Genomic DNA, 18,280 nt, shown 5'->3' on the forward strand with positions numbered 1-18,280 from the left:
TTAGACTAATTAAAAATATTTAACGTGACGAAACATGGTAATATATCCTGGAGTATAAGTTAAATTTCGGGCGTGGTCATCTATATATTGATCAGGTATTATTGCTGAAGTTTCATAGATGCGTTATTTATTTTAGAAATAAGGTTGTTAGTTACTACTTTATCTCCGCCAAATACTTGAACTGTAACTTGTTTATTTCCTGTAAGCTTATTTATTGCTCTTGCTCCATTAACATATGAGTTATCTGATACAAGCACTAAAGGTGCTCCATTATTAAAGGCAGCGGCAGCACTTCCACTTAATGAATCAGGAAAATTTTCGCCGTTTGCTACATATACATTTCTGAAGTTACTTCCATAAAAATAACTATTTATATTTTCAGAAGTTTCATATCGATTTTGTCCACCTAATCTTATAATGTTACTGCTATTCAATGCTGTAATATTTGCAATTTCATTTTTTACACTATCTGAAACTACGCCAGTTCCTCCTACAATATATACTTTAGAAGGATTAATATTTTTAATGTAGTCTGCTACTTCTTGATTTAATTCATCTTTAGAAGTTAACAATATAGGCATTTGACTAGAACCAGCTTTAGATGAAATACTTAAAGCATCTGCAAAGGAAGAGTCATTTGCTATTACAACAGGAGTACCTTTTGGCATGTTTAACTCCTTTGCAATGTTTACACTGGTTTCGTTTCTATTTAATCCACCAACTCTAACTATGTTATCTTGTGAATATCCATTTTGTTTTAGATAATCTATATATGAGTTGCTAACAGCACCTTCTCCACCTAAAATATATATTTTGCCATGTTTTTTAATATTGTTAAGGATATATTGTAATGTAATCTGACTTCCTGCATCTTCAGGATTTTTATCTACAAGAAGTAAAGGTGCATTAAGTCTTCTGGCTAAAGTAACTCCAGATAAACCATCTGGAAAGTTGTTACCACTAGCAATAACTACGTTCTTTAAATCAAAATTTACGAAGTTATTTTCAGCTATTATTTTTGAAGTTTCATACCTAGTAGCTCCACCATACCTTACAACGTCTTTTATTTTAGAGGAAGCATTATTTATATTACTTGTAAATTTAAATGGAGTTACTACAGGGTTACTCCAGTATCCTTCGCTGTTTTTAGTTTCTAAGACAAAATAATAGTTTCCTTCAGCCATATCTTTAAAGTATATACTTGTTTCAGTAGCTGATGAGTTTTCAGAAACTTGCTTAACTAATACACCTGATGAAGCTGAACTGTCATTTATATCTCCGCTGTAAATTCTAATTCTATAAGCAGTTTCATATCCAGAGCTGTTAGTATGGTTGAAACCCCATTTAAAGTGTATTACTCCATTATTTTTATCAATAGCTTGTCTATATAAAGGGTTTTCTACAATAGGTTGTACGGAATTATTCTCTATATAGTCATTGTTTATAGAATTATATCTATATGGTTTATAATTATTCATTATATAATCCTTAGATCTGTAATATTCCTTTACCTTTTGTCCTGCACCATCATTATTGTCAATAGTAGCTTCTAAAGTATTAGCTCCAATTATATTGCCAAAATCATCGTAAACCCAACTTTGGAAAAAGGCTACATACTTCCCTTTTGATAAAAGCACGTCCATATTAGCTAAATCACTAAAAGATATAGGAGTTAAATATTGTCCTAAAGTATTTGTAGTCAGCTTTTTACCTGGAATCTTTAAAGTACTTTGTATAAAGCTTGCATTATCTATACCAGCAGTTTCTCCTTTATACCCATTTTCGTCAAACAGTACGTTACCAGCGGTAGCCCCTTTATTTATAGCATCAAAAAAGTTACTCCACAGTCTATTAGAGCTTGTATCAATTCCATCGGAGCCTCCATAGGTATATGGAATTCCTATTTCCTCAGAAGCAGTTACATTATTTAAGTAATCAGGCAATTGAATATAGCTTGTAGTATTTCCGTTGAAGCTTTTTTCATAGTGCCAGGAGGTATACGCCATTTCGTAAGCTCTATTTTGTGCTTCTTGTCTAGATATAGAGGAGGCAGCTTTAGTATTGTAAACTGAAGATCCTGCAACTATAGCAAGTGTTAACAAGAACATGATAAACTTATTTCTTTTATTCATCTAAAAAACCTCCTGATTATATTTAGATTATCCTTTTTTATCTTTTGTCTTAAATTCCTCACTCATTCTTATAGTAGCTTTACTATCATGTACCAATTTAGGTAATCTTTCTTTTTTAATCTTTTTAGTTTCTTTGCTATTAGACATATATAACTCATGAATACTTATGTGGTTTATCCATTGGAATAGCATACTTAAGAAATGATGTCAAAAGTTGCAATTAAGTTTATTTTATCTGACATAAGAGATTATATTTTAAGAACGTGCATAGTTCAATGCAGAAATAATGGAAGTAGAGGGCAAGTATAACTTGAATTTCGGGCATGCTCAGTTATAGATATCCAACTTCTAAAATTTACTTATGCTGAGGGGTATATTACCAGTTCTGACGGCACATTTAAATACTTTTTTAATGAGTCTTAGCGCGGGATTTTGGAAAAGTCTTAGAACTTTAGATTTGTTTGAGTGAAACGAGTTTATCAAAGTTCTTAGACTTTTCCAAAATCCAAGCTTTAGACTCATAAAAAAGTATTTATGGTGCCTAAGAATTGGTAATATACCCCGGTGGGTAAGTCAAGTTTTGAGGTTGGATATCTATATATACGTAAGAAAAGGCTGCAGCTTCTGAAACAAATGAAGCTGCAGCCTTATTGTATTAATTTATTGTTAAATTAGAAACCATTTGATTACTTGAACCATCAAGCTTTACTTTGTAAGTTTTATAATCAATATTATTTGAGGATGAAGAATAGTAAATCCAATCACCTAATACATATATATGTTTAATCCCAGTGCCTTGTACAAAAGTACTTCCATCTGATCCATCAATTTTTACCTTATTAATACTTTGTGCATCTGAGCCTACATAGTAAATATAGTCCTTTGCTGTGTTGAAGCACCTAACTCCAGTGCTTGTTAGTGTAGTATCGTTGGTTCCGTCAGTTTGTATCTTGTGAAGCTTATAATTATCACTTGAGCTTATATAGTAAACGTAGTTATCTATAACTATAATTTGAGACACACTATCAGTTGTTAAGCTTGTTCTATTGGATCCATCAGTTTTTATCTTGTACAGCTTAGCGTTATCCGAATCATTTTTGTAATAGATATATCCACCAGATATATCAAAGAAACTTACAGTATCCTTGTTTAAGCTAGTTTTGTTTGATCCATCAGTTTTTATTTTATATAAGTTACCATTGTCAGATAAGTTAATATAGTAAATCCAGTCTTCCACTACTGTAGGATATAAAGCTACGTCATCGCACAGTTTTGTGTCATTAGTACCATCAGTTTTTATCTTATATATTTTTCCGTGCATTGTTCTAATTCCGCTGCCGATATTACTTGGGTAAACTCCAGGATCATTAGAATTTTGATAATAAATCCAATCTCCAGCTACATTTATAGATTCAACACTGCCAGAAGTTCTTATTAAGGAACTAGTAGTTTTTGTGGTATTTATTTTTTTTATACCATTTCCACTAATAGTGTAAACAAAGTCTCCTTTTTGAGCTGCAGATTGTCCATTAAATATATTTCCAGATAAATTTCCTTTTTCTAAAGTATTTGTATCAACTACATTTAAGTTTAAAGTTACATCCTTGTTATAGTCTTTTACAGTACCATTAAATTTATAAGTTCCAATCTTACTTGTATCAATAGCGCTCTCATCCCAAGTTATTGCTGCGTCTGTGGTTGTACCATTAAGTAAAACTGCTTTTACCGATGCCGGTAGTTCGTAATTACTATTTAATTCTGTATCCACGCTCACATCATCTATGGAAGCAATATCAGTATCTTTCAGGGTACCATTTATATAAGCTTCAAAATCCTTACTTATAGAAGCTGGACCACCAAATAAATAAGTAGCATCAGTTCCTTTATAAACCCAGTTTCTTGCTGTTTGTCCATCAGTTAATACTATAGGAGAATTTAATTTTGCTGCAAAAGCACTGCCTGCTAAGCCATCTGGGAAGTTTTCCCCACTTGCTATACAGCTATTTTTAGTGCTAAGGTCTTGTCCTAATTGTTGTATAATAGAAGTATTACCTAAGTATCTATTTTCTTGTGAGGTAGATAACCTTTTGGAGTTAGGAAAAATCTTAGCAACATGTTCACTTATAGAATTTTCATCACCTATAACATAAGTTTTTGTTATAGAGTTTTGTTTTATGTAACTTGATAGTTCATTAGTTAATGAATCTTTAGGTACTAGTACAATTGGCATTCCATTTACAGCAGCTATGGATGATATAGATAAGGCATCAGGAAAGTCATTACCATTAACTATACATATACCATTACTATTGATACCTATTTCACCAGCCACTTTAAGTGCAGTTTCATACCTATCCTTTCCTGCAAATCGTACAGTCTTTATTTTCATAGAATTAAGAGCCTTTTCAACCTGTGCCGAAACAGAACCTGTACCCCCAGTAATAAATACTTGCTTTACTTTCAGTCTTATTAGTTCATTTTTAGTATTAGTATTTAATTCGTTTTTAGAAGTTAAGAGAATAGGAGCATTATATTTCTTAGCCAGTGGAGCTGCACATAAAGCATCGGGAAAGTTTTCACCGCTGGATAGTACAGCGTAGTCTGATTGACTCCAGCCCTTCTTACAAATTTCAGCTGCAGTTTCATATCTATCTTGTCCAGCAAGTCTAACTACTGTATCTGCCGCAAAAGCATTGGTTGTATATATACAAGAAACTAAGACTGCTGAGCTTACATAACTAATTAATCTTAAAGACTTTAAATTTTTCTTCATATAGCATCCCCCTTATTTTTCCTAATAATGAAATTTTAACATTACAAATTATAACAGTCAAATGGATTAAAGAGTTTAAGAAATATAAGGATTAGTATTGTAAAAATATTGAAAACAAAGTATATAGGTGATGAAGTCTGTGGAAAAGTTGTTTAGGTAACAAAAGCACTAGTTGTTGTAGATACCCATGTCCGAAATTTAACTTATACGACCGTATATATTACCATGTTTCGTCACGTTAAATATTTTTAATTAGTCTAAAGCTCAAATTTGAGAAAATCCTAAGAACTTTGATAAACTCGTACCTCAAACATATCTAAAGTTCTAAGGCTTTTCTCAAATTTGAGCTAAGACTAATAAAAAAATATTTAAATGTGACTTCAACATTGGTAATATATACTTACGTATAAGTTAAATTTAAGCTATGGGTATCTATATATAGTTTTAAGATTGGAAAAGTGTGAGGATAATATGAAAAAATTTTTAAAGTGGTTTTTATGTTTAATAATATTTATCGTTCCATGTGTTTATGTAGTATTATATAATTGGAGTTCTAGTGAATCTAGTAAAAATTTTTCCACAGTTAAGCCTGAGGAGCATATATCAAAATTTTTTATCTCCATTAGGTCTGGAGATTTTAATACTGCAGCTTTGTATTTAGATAAAAGTAAAGAAGTCTACAATAATGATTTAAAATTTAGCAGTGAAACTGAAGAAAAGTTACTTAGAGAGGTATTTGCTAGAACTGACTATAAAATACTATCCTGTTCTTATAGAAATAATAAAGGTGAAGCTTTTATAGAAGTTAACTCACCTGATTTATTTGCTATATATGGTGAAATGACATCAACGTTTTTGCAGCCACTTATAGATAAATATATTAATGGAAATGACAAAGAGAAGGTAGAGGCTAAGAATAAGGCAAAAGAATTAGGTATGAAGTATGTTATGGATAGATTTAACAGCAATAATTGCCCTAGAACTACTAATAAAGTTAAGATAAAGCTTTTACAGCAAAACGGCAACTGGACTATAAGTATGAATCGGGAACTAATATACGCACTAACAGGAAGGATGCCTCAGCTTTTAGAAAAAACCAATAGTAAATCATAAGGTTCCTGACTCAGAACTCAACGTATATTGGGAATATAATTTGAATTTAGAGCTAGAAACCCTATATAGGGTTTCTAGCTCTAAACTTAACTTATACGCAGGAATATGTTGACAAAACTGAAGCACATTTAAAAACTTTTTTATCAGTCTTAGTGAAGTGTTTTTAGAAAATCTTAGGAGCTTTGATATGGTTGAAAGCCTGAATGGCTTTCAACGAGCGACTTATCAATGGTAATTGATGAGTTGGTCCGGACTGAGGTACGAGTTTATCAAAGTTTCTTAGATTTTCAAAAACACGAACTTTAGACTGATTAAAAGTTTTTAACGTGCTGAAGTTTGGCAACATATTCCGGAGTATAAGTTAAGTTTCTACTTTGGAACCCTATATTGGATTTCTATATTGCGAACTTATATATATATTGAATTATCATAATGTCAATTTGCTACCTTTGTATCTAAAGTATATCTAGAATATTAATATTTAACGTAACGAAGCATGGTAGTATATACGGTGGTATAAGTTAAATTTCTACTGTAGAACACTATACAATAATTTATAGAATTTGGAGGAAGAAAATGTTAACAGCTCTTAGAATTGCGTGGAAATTTTTAATAAAAAGCAAGTTTCAGACTTTAGTGATAGTTTTGGGTATTGCCATAGGAGTGTCTGTTCAGATATTTATTGGACTTTTAAGCAAGGGCCTTGAGGGAAGCTTACTTAATAAGGTAGTTGGGAGTTTCGTTCATATTACTGTACAGGCTAATAAAGGCAATATAGAAGATTGGCAGCATAAGAGGGATAAAATTAAAAGCTTAAATCCAGAAGTAAATACAGTGGCGCCGGTAGTTGATTATCATGGGATTATAAAGCTTAATGATATAAAAGAAAATATTCAAGTTAGGGGTTTTATTACTGAGGATGTTAACTCTTTATATGGAATGCAGAGGAAGATATATGAAGGAAATATGATTACCAATAGTGGACAAGCGCTTGTGGGTAAGAATTTGAAAGATAAATTAGGAATAAACATAGGTGATGAAATCACTATTACAACCTTTGATAGAAAAATCACAGAACTTACAGTGGTAGGTTTTTATGACTTGGGTGCAATTAAGTTAAATAGTGTTTGGATTATAACAGATTTGCAAACAGCACAAGCTGGAGCAGCAATTGGTGATAAAGTTACTTCTATGGAAATTTCTGTTAAGGATGCTTATAATGCGGACGTATTAGGAGAGAAAATACAAAAAAGTTTAGATAGTAAGAATTTTAAAGTAGAAAATTGGAAAGATCAAAATGAACTTTTAGCCAGTGGTATAATTGGACAAAGGATATGCTCTGTTGTAATACAGTTTTTTGTACTTCTAGCAGCAGTGTTAAGTATAATAAGTATACTTGGTATAAGCGTAGTACAGAAATATAAGCAAATAGGTATTTTAAAGGCCATGGGTATGGGGGGGATTTCTTCTTCTTTTATATTTTTGCTGCAGGCTTTTATTTTAGGAGTATTAGGTACTGCTTTAGGTATATTTTTAACAATAGTTTATATCAAGGGTTTTAACAGGTATATTGTGTCTTCAGATGGCAGTCCTATAGTTAATATAATTATAAATAACAGCTTTATAGTAAAATCAGTGTTGATTAGTATAGTAGCTTCAACTACAGGGGCACTTTTCCCAGCTTTAAAATCCTTTAGATTAAATCCAGTGGAGGTTATAAAAAATGGATAACATCATAGAATTAAAAAATGTTAATAAGATATATGGAAGAAGAGTCAGAAGTCAGGTGTTGTATGATGTGAATTTATCCATTGAAAAAGGTTCTTTTAATTCTATTATAGGAGCTTCAGGCAGTGGAAAGACTACATTATTAAATATAATAGGAACCCTTGATACTCCTACGAATGGACAAGTTTACATACATAGTAATAGAACAGATAAGATGAGCAGACGAGGGTTAGCTTCTTTAAGAAACAAAAAGATAGGTTTTATATTTCAGTTTCACTATCTTTTACCAGAATTTAATGCCTTAGACAACGTAATAATGCCTCATGCTATAAAAAGTTTTTTCTATGGAAGAAAAACTCGTAAAAGGGCTGAGGAACTTCTTGAATTAGTAGGGCTGTCAGGAATAAAAAAACATAAGATATATGATTTATCAGGAGGACAGCAACAGAGAGTTGCTATTGCTAGGGCACTTATGAATAACCCTGAAATTATATTGGCAGATGAGCCTACAGGAAATTTAGATTCAGCTTCATCTGAAAGTGTTTATAATATATTTAGACATATAAATAAGAATTTTGGAACTACTTTTTTAATAATAACCCATGATGAAAGAATAGCTAAGAAAACTGATAGAATAATAGAAATCAAAGATGGGCGTGTAGTATAGATAATCACGCCCGAAATTTAACTTATACTCCGAGATATAGTAAAAACACTATCAAATTTACTGAAATTCAATAGTGTTTATCTTTATTTATGAAAGATTATTAGTAAATCCTTCAATAAAAGTATATTCTGAGACAGCCCCTTTGCCTCATTTATGAAGACGATATAGCAAAAATAACTACAGAAACCAGTACCATAACTAATACTGAAAAAGTCCATATAGTAATTTTTATGTTTTTTTTGCGTGCTTCAATGGGAGAAAGTTGGTTTTTCATGATAGTAACTCCTTTTGTTATGTATTTACCTTTTATTATGTATTTAATTGTAATTTTATAGGTATTAATGTGAAATTTTAAATGTAATTATATATCGTATTATAGTTGATATTGTATATTATATATTATAATGGAAATTGTTTCAATGGATAAATCCATAAAAAGTAAGTATTTACATAACATGATTTTATGTAGATATAAATAACTTGTTAACAATTACATGGATTGTTATAATATTGTTTACAAATTTTATTATATAATTTGTATAAAATAAAGTATTTAAATTATATAATTTAAAAAAAGTATTTATAGAGATTTCAGAAGGTAATAAGAAGTAAGTATTTACATAACATAATTTATTTTGTAACTATATGTAGATATTAATGATCTGTTAACAATCTTGTGGATTATTATAATATTATTTACAAATTTTATAGTATAATTCAAACAAAATAAAGTGGTTAAGTGATATAATTTAAAGAACTATTTATAAAAGTTCCAGAGGGTGATGAAATGAAAAAGTTATTTTTAACTATGTTATGTATAATGTGGATGGTATTAATATTTTATAATTCTTCCAACAATGGAAAAACATCAAATGAAAGAAGCTATCATTTCTTAAATGATATACGAAGTGAATATAAAAACGAACCTAAGCTTCTAAATTCTAAACTTCCAAGTAATAATAGAGAAGAGAGATTAAACTTGGTTATTAGAAAGAACGCACATGCTTTTGAATATTTAGTTCTTGCATTGTTAGTAAGTTCTGCATTTTTTTCTTTTAGCTTTAAAGGTAGGGGAGCAGTAATATACATAATGTTTATATGTCTCTTCTATGCTGTTACAGATGAATTTCATCAAATGTTTGTTCCTGGCAGAACTTCATTAGTAAGTGATGTTCTTATAGATTTTACTGGGAGTTTAATAGGTATTTTTATTTTTTATTTTCTATATTATAAAGTTATTAGGGGAAAACATTATAGTAAAGTATAAAATGCTATGGAAACATTTGGTTTTTGACCTATAAAATATGGTATGTTAAAATAATCTAGAGCAAGGGTAAAAGGAGTGATTTACATATGAATAAATATATTAAGAAATTGTCTATATTTTTTGTAGCTTTAACTATAGTGACATCTCTATCGGCTTGCTCCATGTTTAGTAAGTCTGGTAAAAATGATAATAATACTACAAAGGTTTCAGAAAATAAAAAACAAGATGGCCCTAAGATAGCTCAGGACACTAAGAAAACAGAGGAATTGAAAAAAGAAAAAGAAATATACAATGGACAAGTTTATGTTCAAAATAATGTGGCTATTGCCACTATGCTAATAAAAGATGGTGTAAGTGAACAGGAGGCTAAAGCTTTAGCAGAAAAGTATGCAAAACAGTTAAAAGTACAGTATAATAATATGAAAGTAAATGTACAGGCAGTTCAAAACGGAAAGAACATAGCAAATATAACTATAGAGTAATAACTAGCAACAAAAATAAGGTATGGGATACGTTAATCCCATACCTTATTTTTGTTGTCTAGGACTTAACCTTGAAAAATTATAATTACGCTTTATAGTAACAATACAATCTAGGTATTTAGCTGTAAATTAGCCAATAGACTATTAATACTTGTTGACATATATACGAAAAAGTTGTTTAATATAACTGACTGGTCAGTTCAAAAGTATATTTCATGTAATGTAGTTCATATAATGTATTTAACATAGTATATAAGCGTTTAAAGGAAGTGAGATAGTATGAATTTTTTTAAGGTGTTATTCAGTGATATTCGCAGCATATATAGTAAAAAATTTACAACAGTTTCTGTTATAGCAATTATTATGGTTCCACTTATATATGGAGGACTTTATCTCGCGGCGTTTTGGGATCCCTATGGTAAAACTGAAAATATACCAGTTGCAGTTGTAAACCTGGACAAGGGAGGAACTACAGATAATGCAATAGTTAACTATGGTAATGATATGGTAGACAAATTAAAAAATAATAAGGATTTAGCTTGGAAGTTTGTAAAGACTCGTAAGGAAGCTGAAGCTGGCTTGGCTGGAGATAAGTACTACGCAATGATAATAATCCCGGATAACTTTTCACAGAATCTATTGGATGCTGACAAAGGGAAATTGCAAAAACCTAAGCTTATATATGTATCCAATAAGAAAAAAAATTATGTGGTTGGTTTGGTAACGGATAAAGCAGCTAAAGCGGTAAAAGAGAGTGTAGACCAGGGAATAATGGATAACTTTACAAATAAGGTCTTTGATAACTTATATGAAGTAAGAGACGGCATGGAATCAGCTGCTGACGGAACCTCTCAAATTAAAGATGGAGTTACTGAGCTTAAGGACAAAATACCAACTATGGAAGATGGTATAAACAATTTATACGACGGATCTTCTACTATAAACGATAAACTGCATGACGCCTATGATGGAAGTAATAAGCTACATGATGGATTAAACAAGCTTAATAATAATATGCCAGATTTGTTAGATGGAGTTAACAAACTTTACAAAGGCTCATCTTCTTTAAATAAGAAAATAAATGATGCCTATGATGGCAGCACACAGCTGAGGGATGGAGTTACATCATTAAATGATAAGATGCCAGATTTAAGTAATGGTGTTAACCAAATCTATGATGGATCTTCTAGCGTTAAGGAAAGCTTAGGAACAATTAATGACAGTATGCCTAAACTTATAGATGGAGTAGATAAACTAAGAGATGGATCTAATGAGCTTAAAAATGGACTTAATACTGCAGCTAGTAGTGCACAGGCTTTATATGCTAAGGATGACCAAGGTAATGTAAAACAAGATGTAGGGCTTCCTGCTCTTAAAAATGGTGCAGATAAGATGCAGTCAAAAATCCCTGAAAGTATTATGGCAAAGCTTCTCACTCCAGATTACAGTGGAGTAAAGCCGCCTATTGACAACATATGTGATGGGCTAGACCTAATATACGAGGGAATGCAAAAATTAGATCCAGCAATAAAGTCAGGTACGGTACCTATATCTCAGACATCTATAAATAATTGGAAGAATGATTTTAATATTGTAGGTAATTTAGATAGTTACTTTAATGAAATAAAAAATAGTAATGATGCTGCAACTAGAAATAGCGATTTGTTAAAAATTGCGGATATATTGAATGGGTCTAGTATAGATGCTCCAAGTTCAAAATTAGCACAGACTGCAGTTGATTTAAATGTAATGGCAAATGAAATAGAAAAGTCAGATTATTATAAGCAGGCAATGAGTTTAATACAGTCAACTGGAAATGCAAATACTCTGCCAGATCAATTAAAGCAATTAATTTTGGTACATAATACATTAAAACAATTGTCAGCAGGTGCAAGCAATATTGATAATTCTTTAGGTGAGTTAAAACAAACATTAGCTCTATATCAGGGAGCTACATCTATAGCCTCAGGGCTTGGAGATGCTTCAAATGGAGTAGGAAACCTAGTTGGGGGATTACAGCAGCTAGCTGAGGGTTCTACTAACTTATACAATGGATTAGACAAACTTCATGATAGTGTGAAAGTTTTACAGAATGGTACGGAACTTTTGTATGATAACTCACAAAATCTTAGAGATGGAGTAAATAAGTTTAAAGGTACAGTGCCGGATTTAACTAGTGGAATAAGTACACTATCAGATGGAACTAGAGATTTATCAGATGGATTATTTAAAATTAATGAAGGTTCAAAAACAATTACAGATAAATTAGGTGAACTAAATCAAAAAGTACCTGATATACAGAATGGAGTCCAACAGCTTAATGATGGTTCAACGGATTTATCAGATGGTCTATTTAAACTTTTAGATGGTTCATCAAAGTTAAAAGACGGTATAAAAACCTTAAAGGATAAAATGCCTGACTTAAAGGATGGTGTAGGTGAATTATATGAAGGCATAGCTGAATTAAATGACAAGATGAAGGAGGGGGCTGAAAAGCTATCTGATAAGCTGGTAGTTAGTAGTAAGAATATGGGTAAGTATATATCAGATCCTGTTAACTTTCAGGATAAACCTCTATATAATGTAAAAACTTATGGAGAAGGTATGGCCCCATACTTTGTTTCACTCTCCTTATGGGTAGGAGCCCTTATGATGTTCTTTGTAATTACAGAAAAAGTAGATTACAATTTAAAAGCCAAAGTTAGTCCAGCTTCAATAGTTTTAGGAAAATACCTAACCTACTCAGTAATTGGAATCTTTCAGGCTATATTAATAAGTATTATAGTACTAAAAATAGGCTTAAAGCCTAGTAACATACATGCATATTTTGCCTTTAACATTTTTTTATCTCTTGTATTTGTAGCTATACTTCAAAATTTTGTGTTTTTATTCGGAGATGCTGGAAGGCTTTTAGCGGTAATAGTGTTACTACTGCAACTCACATCATCAAATGGTACTTTTCCAGGAGAGCTGCTGCCGAAGTTCTTTAGAACTATAGGACCATATTTACCATTTACCTACTCAATATCTGCTATGAGAGAAATTAATTCAGGTATAGATGCTCGTGTTTTAACAAAGGACATAGATATACTTATTGTAGTAATGATTGCATTTCTAATTCTTTCTATGGTGTCAAAGAGACATATAGATAATATAAAGACAAAGTTTAAAAATAAAAATTTGAAAATAAAAGCAAAAGGAATAGAGGAAAAAGAGCAAAATAATCATGAACATAGCATTAGTTAAGATGTTGGAACCTATTTATAAGGTGAGATTTGTAAAGAGAGGTGAAGATACTGGGGTTACAGCCAGTAGATAATATGATCAATAAGAAACTTTTATTTGTTTTAACCACAATTTTCATATGTGTTTCTAATGTAAATAGCTCTAAGGAGCCAGTATGGGCTAAGGATACAGCTATAGCTTCTAGCAATGTATCCCTAGCTGAGATTAACAATAATGAAATAATCTTTACTGATAAGAACTTGGAAAGTGCTATAAGAGAAAAAATAAACAAACCTAGTGCCCCAATAAGCAAGGAAGATGTTGAGAGTATAACAGAACTTAATATTAGAAATAGAAGCATAACAAGCCTTAAAGGATTAAATTACTTTAAAGCTTTAGAAACACTAGATGCTAGCTATAATAAGATAGAAGATTTAACTCCCTTAGAATACTGTACTAGCTTAAGAAAAGTTAATTTATATGAGAATAAGATATCAGATATATCTCCACTTAAATATTTAACAATATTAGAAAAGGTGTACCTAGGACATAATGACATAACAGATATATCACCTTTGTCAGGTTTAAAAAATATAACCAATCTTGACTTAACAAAAAATCATGTTACTAATCTTAAGCCTATTGGAGATCTTAGAAATTTAAAAATTTTAATCCTATCAGAAAATGGCATAGAGGATATTCATGAATTGGCACGGGTTGAAAGTATACAAAATTTATACCTAAGTAAAAACAACATATCTGATATAGGTTGGCTGCCATTTATAAAGAATTTAAGTGTGGCTTATTTAGATGATAACAAGATTACAGATGTGAGATCTCTTAAGAATATGACACAATTGGAGCGTTTAAATTTAGATAAAAATAAAATTAAGAATATAAAAGAATTAGATAACATGCATTATTTAAAATGGTTAAAGTATAGAGGAATTGAAATAACTGATTTAGGGAAACTTGACTATATTGTGGAACAGGCTAATATACCTATACAGTTTAAAGATAAAAATTTAGAAAAAGAAATAAGAAAAAATATAGATAAGCCAAGTGGTGATTTAACCACAGCTGATGTGGAGTTTATTGAAGATTTAAATTTAGCCAACAAAAATATTGTGGATCTTTCAGGGATAGAACATTTAAGTGGATTAAAGTCTTTAAATTTATTTGGAGATAGGATAACAGATTTAAGTCCAATAAAGGATTTAACTAATGTTGAGAGCTTGTATCTATCTAAAGCTAATTTAACTACCATTGATGATTTATCAGATTTAACTAACCTTAAGAGTCTTCAAATATCTAGTTCTAAAATATCAGATATATCAGCACTAAAGGCTTTGACAAATCTAGAGAATTTAACTTTAAATGATAATAATATTATAGATGTAGATGACTTAACTGATTTAATTAATTTAGAAACCTTAGATATAAGTAAGAATCATATAAAGAATATAGATGGGTTAAAGGGCTTAACTAGGTTAAAGAGTTTAAACATTAATAACAATAATATTTCAGACATAGGTGTGGTTACTAATATGACTGAGCTTGAAAGACTTTCTATAAATAAGAACAATATAACCACATTGAAGCCTTTAAATGAAAACAAACAGCTTACATGGCTTACAGCTAATGAAAATAATCTAATCAATTTAAATGGAATTGGCAGTTTAGTTAAGCTCAAGGAAATACATGCAGATAAAAATAAAATAGAGGATATATCTGAGCTTAAAGCATTAGAAGCTGTAGAGACTCTTAGTCTTATGAAAAATAATATAAATAATATTTCTCCAATAGCTAATTTAACTTCATTAAAAAACTTATATTTATATGAAAATAAAATAAAGGATGTTTCATCATTAAAGGATATTAGTGGACTAACTAGATTGTATTTAGATAAGAACAGTATAGAAGACATAAGTGTTGTGTCAAATATGACAGATCTTCGCAGCTTATCCTTTAGCAACAATAATATAAAGGATATATCTATTATTAAAGATTTAGTAAATCTTGATACTTTAGATATTGGAGATAACCCTGTTTCAAATATAGATGTGGTCAAGGGGCTTCCAGGGCTAAAGAATCTAGTTTTAACTAATACAGATGTACCTAAGTATGTGATTAATGCATTGCCTAAGGAAATTGACGTGACGGAGTAGAGAGTTCGTAGGCGGAAACTTAACTTATACTCCGGGGCATATTCCCATGTTTCGCCACGTTAAATATTTTTAATTAGTCTAAAGCTTAAATTTGATAAAAATCTAAGAACTTTGATAAACTCGTTTCACTCAAACATATCTAAAGTTCTAAGATTTTTTCTCAAATTTGAGCTAAGACTAATAAAAAAATATTTAAATGTGACTTCAACATTGGTAATATGCCCCTACGTATAAGTTAAGTTTCAAGTCTAGAACTCCATATAAAGTATAGTGGGAAGGTTGGTTTATATTAGGGGATTTTTTATGTTTACATAGTATATAAAAAGGGGGGAGAGTGCTGGCTTAGGCTGGTGTGGAGTATGAGCAGGAGTAAAGTAAAGGTTTCGTTATTTTTAGCAGGAACAATGATTTTTATATGTGCTACTTCAGTAATGGCAGATCCTATAAGGTTAGATAGTAAAAATACAATTTTGAATAAAATGTTTGTATCTAATATAGTTGATACAAGTACTGTTAAGTTCAAGGATAAGAATCTTGAGAAGGCTGTGAGGGAGGCTATAAATAAGGCAAGTGGTGATGTGACGAAGTTTGATTTGTATCCAGTGACTAAGTTAACTTTAAGAAGCAAGAATATAACTGATATTACGGGTATAGAAGGTGCTGTAAATTTACAAAGTTTAGATTTAAGTGGTAATAATATAAGTGATTTGACACCACTTAAGAATTTGACTAATTTAACAAAGCTAGATTTGCATAAGAATAATATAGCTGACGTGACTTCACTACAACAATTGAGCGAGCTTCAAAAGCTTAATTTAAAGGATAATAAAGTGAAAAACATAGATGCTTTAGGGAAGTTAACGTCTCTTCAGGAGTTAGATTTAACTAGGAATGAGGTTAGTGATCCAAGAGCGCTTAAAGATACAAAAAAGTTAAAGACATTGATTCTAGAGGACAACAACATAGATAATGCGGATAATGTTAAAGATATAACTAGTTTGGAGACGTTAATATTAAGTAAAAATGAATTAGATAGTGTAGAGGGAATAGGTAATTTAAAGAATTTAACTAAATTATATATAGATGAAAATTCAATAGCTGAAATAAGCAGTTTAAAGACCTTGGGCAATTTAAAGAGACTAAATTTGGATAAAGATAAAATTAGTGATTTAGGAGAGCTAAAAAAGTTTCCTAAATTACAATGGGTAAGGTATAGGAACAAGGAGATATATGATATAGCCCAGCTTAATAATTTAATAGAAGATCCTAATGTTATAATGACCTTTAAAGATAAAAATTTAGAAAAGGAAATAAGAGATAAAATAGAGAAGCCTACTGGAGATATAAGAAAAGCTGAGGTTGAAAATGTAACACAATTAAATCTATGGAATAAGAATATTACTGATTTATCTGGAATTGAAAATCTAACTGATTTGAAAGTTTTAAATTTAGGGAAAAACAGTATATCTGATTTGACTCCATTAAAGGATTTAATTAGCCTAGAAAATCTATATATAGAAAATACAAATATAGATAATATAGATACTCTGAAAAACTTGATAAATTTAAAAACCTTAGTTGCCAATAATACTAATATATCAGATCTTTCTCAGCTTAAAAATTTAGTTAACTTAGAGAACCTAACCTTATCAGAAGATAACATTTCATCTTTAAATGGTATAGAGGACTTAGCTAACTTAAAATCACTAGATGTAAGTAAAAATCATATTACCAGCATAGAGCTTATTAGTAGGTTAACTGATCTTACAGATTTAAATATAAATGAAAATAGTGTAGGGGATATAAGTCCAGTAGCTAATTTTATAAAGCTTGAAAGATTATCTGTAAATAAAAATGGTATAAGCAGCTTAAAAGCTGTGCATGGCTTAACTGAATTAAAATGGATTACAGCTTGTGATAATGTATTAACTGACGTTAGTGGTGTGGATGCTTTGAGTAAGCTTAAAGAATTAAGGCTGGATAACAATCATATAAGCGATATAAGTTCTTTATCAAATGTGAAAAACTTAGAAACCTTAACTCTTAAAACAAATAACATTAGTGATATAAGCTCTCTGAGTGGTTTATCTTATATGAAGAATTTATATTTGAATGAAAATAATATAGGTAGTATAAATGCTCTTAAAGATATGAAAGATCTAGTTAGACTATATATAGACAAAAATAATATAAGTGATATAAGTGCAGTGAGTAATATGAGTAATTTACAAGTTTTATCCTTTGGAAAGAATTCTGTTTCAGCTTTATCCCCCGTTAGTGTCTTAAGTAAATTAGAAACTTTAGATGCTAGTGATAACAATGTATCAGATATAAGCTTTGCAGTAGGTTTGCCAAGGCTAAAGGATTTAATTATTACAAATGACAAGGTTTCACAAGGACAAATAAATTCAGTACCTGCTTCTGTTGCTTTAACAAAGTAACACCAATAGGTGGGAAACTTTCATGTAATTAGATTTGATTTTGCAAAACCATTATGATATATTAAATTAGGAAAATAAAAAATAGAAATACTCATGGTGGATATAAGTTATTGCAGTGATTTTTATTAAACAAGATTTTAGTATTTTTAGTATAGAATAAGCTTTAGAACTTAGGTATCCAATTTGATAGTTTTATAGTTAGTATTGATAATTTAGATGCAAATTAGATATTACAATGGAAAATTCATATGGTTAATAAATTAAACTTTAGAAGAGTTAACACG

Annotated in this window: 11 protein-coding genes; 8 read left to right on the forward strand and 3 right to left on the reverse strand. The window is 30.3% G+C overall.

Annotated features, from left to right (window positions below; all coding sequences use genetic code 11):
- Positions 1–98: 98 nt before the first annotated feature.
- Both HGI79_RS07605 and HGI79_RS07610 read right to left on the reverse strand, forming a co-directional pair.
- On the reverse strand, positions 99–2,132 hold the full coding sequence (locus HGI79_RS07605; RefSeq protein ID WP_185650070.1) for a cell wall-binding repeat-containing protein: 2,034 nt from the start codon (positions 2,130–2,132) through the stop codon (positions 99–101).
- Positions 2,133–2,787: 655 nt separating this feature from the next.
- Positions 2,788–4,905, reverse strand: coding sequence for a cell wall-binding repeat-containing protein (locus HGI79_RS07610; RefSeq protein WP_185650071.1), 2,118 nt, complete (start codon positions 4,903–4,905; stop codon positions 2,788–2,790).
- A 471-nt stretch (positions 4,906–5,376) separates the two neighbouring features.
- Between HGI79_RS07610 and HGI79_RS07615 the strand changes: the two genes are divergently transcribed.
- From HGI79_RS07615 to HGI79_RS07625, 3 genes are all read left to right on the forward strand, one after another.
- A complete protein-coding gene (locus tag HGI79_RS07615) occupies positions 5,377–6,018 on the forward strand; it encodes a hypothetical protein (RefSeq protein ID WP_185650072.1) in 642 nt (213 codons plus the stop codon).
- 576 nt (positions 6,019–6,594) lie between these two features.
- Complete coding sequence (locus tag HGI79_RS07620; protein ID WP_185650073.1) at positions 6,595–7,749, forward strand: ABC transporter permease; 1,155 nt, start codon at positions 6,595–6,597, stop codon at positions 7,747–7,749.
- The gene (locus tag HGI79_RS07625) at positions 7,742–8,413 is read left to right on the forward strand and encodes an ABC transporter ATP-binding protein (protein WP_185650074.1); all 672 of its coding nucleotides are present in this window, start codon (positions 7,742–7,744) and stop codon (positions 8,411–8,413) included. Before HGI79_RS07620 ends, HGI79_RS07625 begins: the two co-directional genes overlap by 8 nt.
- Positions 8,414–8,564: 151 nt before the next feature.
- Here the strand turns inward: HGI79_RS07625 and HGI79_RS23205 are convergent, their stop codons facing one another.
- Positions 8,565–8,687 carry a hypothetical protein gene (locus HGI79_RS23205; RefSeq protein WP_278046693.1) on the reverse strand — a complete coding sequence of 41 codons (123 nt, stop codon included), beginning with the start codon at positions 8,685–8,687 and terminating at the stop codon, positions 8,565–8,567.
- 513 nt (positions 8,688–9,200) lie between these two features.
- Here HGI79_RS23205 and HGI79_RS07630 point away from each other — a divergent pair.
- From HGI79_RS07630 to HGI79_RS07650, 5 genes are all read left to right on the forward strand, one after another.
- Positions 9,201–9,680, forward strand: coding sequence for a VanZ family protein (locus HGI79_RS07630; RefSeq protein ID WP_185650075.1), 480 nt, complete (start codon positions 9,201–9,203; stop codon positions 9,678–9,680).
- A gap of 86 nt (positions 9,681–9,766) precedes the next feature.
- Entirely contained in the window at positions 9,767–10,162 is a 396-nt protein-coding gene (locus HGI79_RS07635; protein ID WP_185650076.1) for a hypothetical protein, read from the forward strand.
- A 279-nt stretch (positions 10,163–10,441) separates the two neighbouring features.
- On the forward strand, positions 10,442–13,408 hold the full coding sequence (locus HGI79_RS07640) for a YhgE/Pip domain-containing protein (RefSeq protein ID WP_185650077.1): 2,967 nt from the start codon (positions 10,442–10,444) through the stop codon (positions 13,406–13,408).
- A 74-nt stretch (positions 13,409–13,482) separates the two neighbouring features.
- Positions 13,483–15,555, forward strand: coding sequence for a leucine-rich repeat domain-containing protein (locus HGI79_RS07645; protein ID WP_185650078.1), 2,073 nt, complete (start codon positions 13,483–13,485; stop codon positions 15,553–15,555).
- A gap of 359 nt (positions 15,556–15,914) precedes the next feature.
- Positions 15,915–17,996, forward strand: a complete 2,082-nt coding sequence (locus tag HGI79_RS07650) for a leucine-rich repeat domain-containing protein (RefSeq protein WP_185650079.1) — start codon at positions 15,915–15,917, stop codon at positions 17,994–17,996.
- Positions 17,997–18,280 lie beyond the last annotated feature (284 nt).

Source organism: Clostridium sp. DJ247, assembly GCF_014231265.1.

Coding starts and splice junctions, on each gene's coding strand:
- HGI79_RS07630 (WP_185650075.1), top strand. CDS start 9,201: ATGAAAAAGTTATTTTTAACTATGTTATGTATAATGTGGATGGTATTA.
- HGI79_RS23205 (WP_278046693.1), bottom strand. CDS start 8,687: ATGAAAAACCAACTTTCTCCCATTGAAGCACGCAAAAAAAACATAAAA.
- HGI79_RS07645 (WP_185650078.1), top strand. CDS start 13,483: ATGATCAATAAGAAACTTTTATTTGTTTTAACCACAATTTTCATATGT.
- HGI79_RS07620 (WP_185650073.1), top strand. CDS start 6,595: ATGTTAACAGCTCTTAGAATTGCGTGGAAATTTTTAATAAAAAGCAAG.
- HGI79_RS07650 (WP_185650079.1), top strand. CDS start 15,915: ATGAGCAGGAGTAAAGTAAAGGTTTCGTTATTTTTAGCAGGAACAATG.
- HGI79_RS07610 (WP_185650071.1), bottom strand. CDS start 4,905: ATGAAGAAAAATTTAAAGTCTTTAAGATTAATTAGTTATGTAAGCTCA.
- HGI79_RS07625 (WP_185650074.1), top strand. CDS start 7,742: ATGGATAACATCATAGAATTAAAAAATGTTAATAAGATATATGGAAGA.
- HGI79_RS07615 (WP_185650072.1), top strand. CDS start 5,377: ATGAAAAAATTTTTAAAGTGGTTTTTATGTTTAATAATATTTATCGTT.
- HGI79_RS07640 (WP_185650077.1), top strand. CDS start 10,442: ATGAATTTTTTTAAGGTGTTATTCAGTGATATTCGCAGCATATATAGT.
- HGI79_RS07605 (WP_185650070.1), bottom strand. CDS start 2,132: ATGAATAAAAGAAATAAGTTTATCATGTTCTTGTTAACACTTGCTATA.
- HGI79_RS07635 (WP_185650076.1), top strand. CDS start 9,767: ATGAATAAATATATTAAGAAATTGTCTATATTTTTTGTAGCTTTAACT.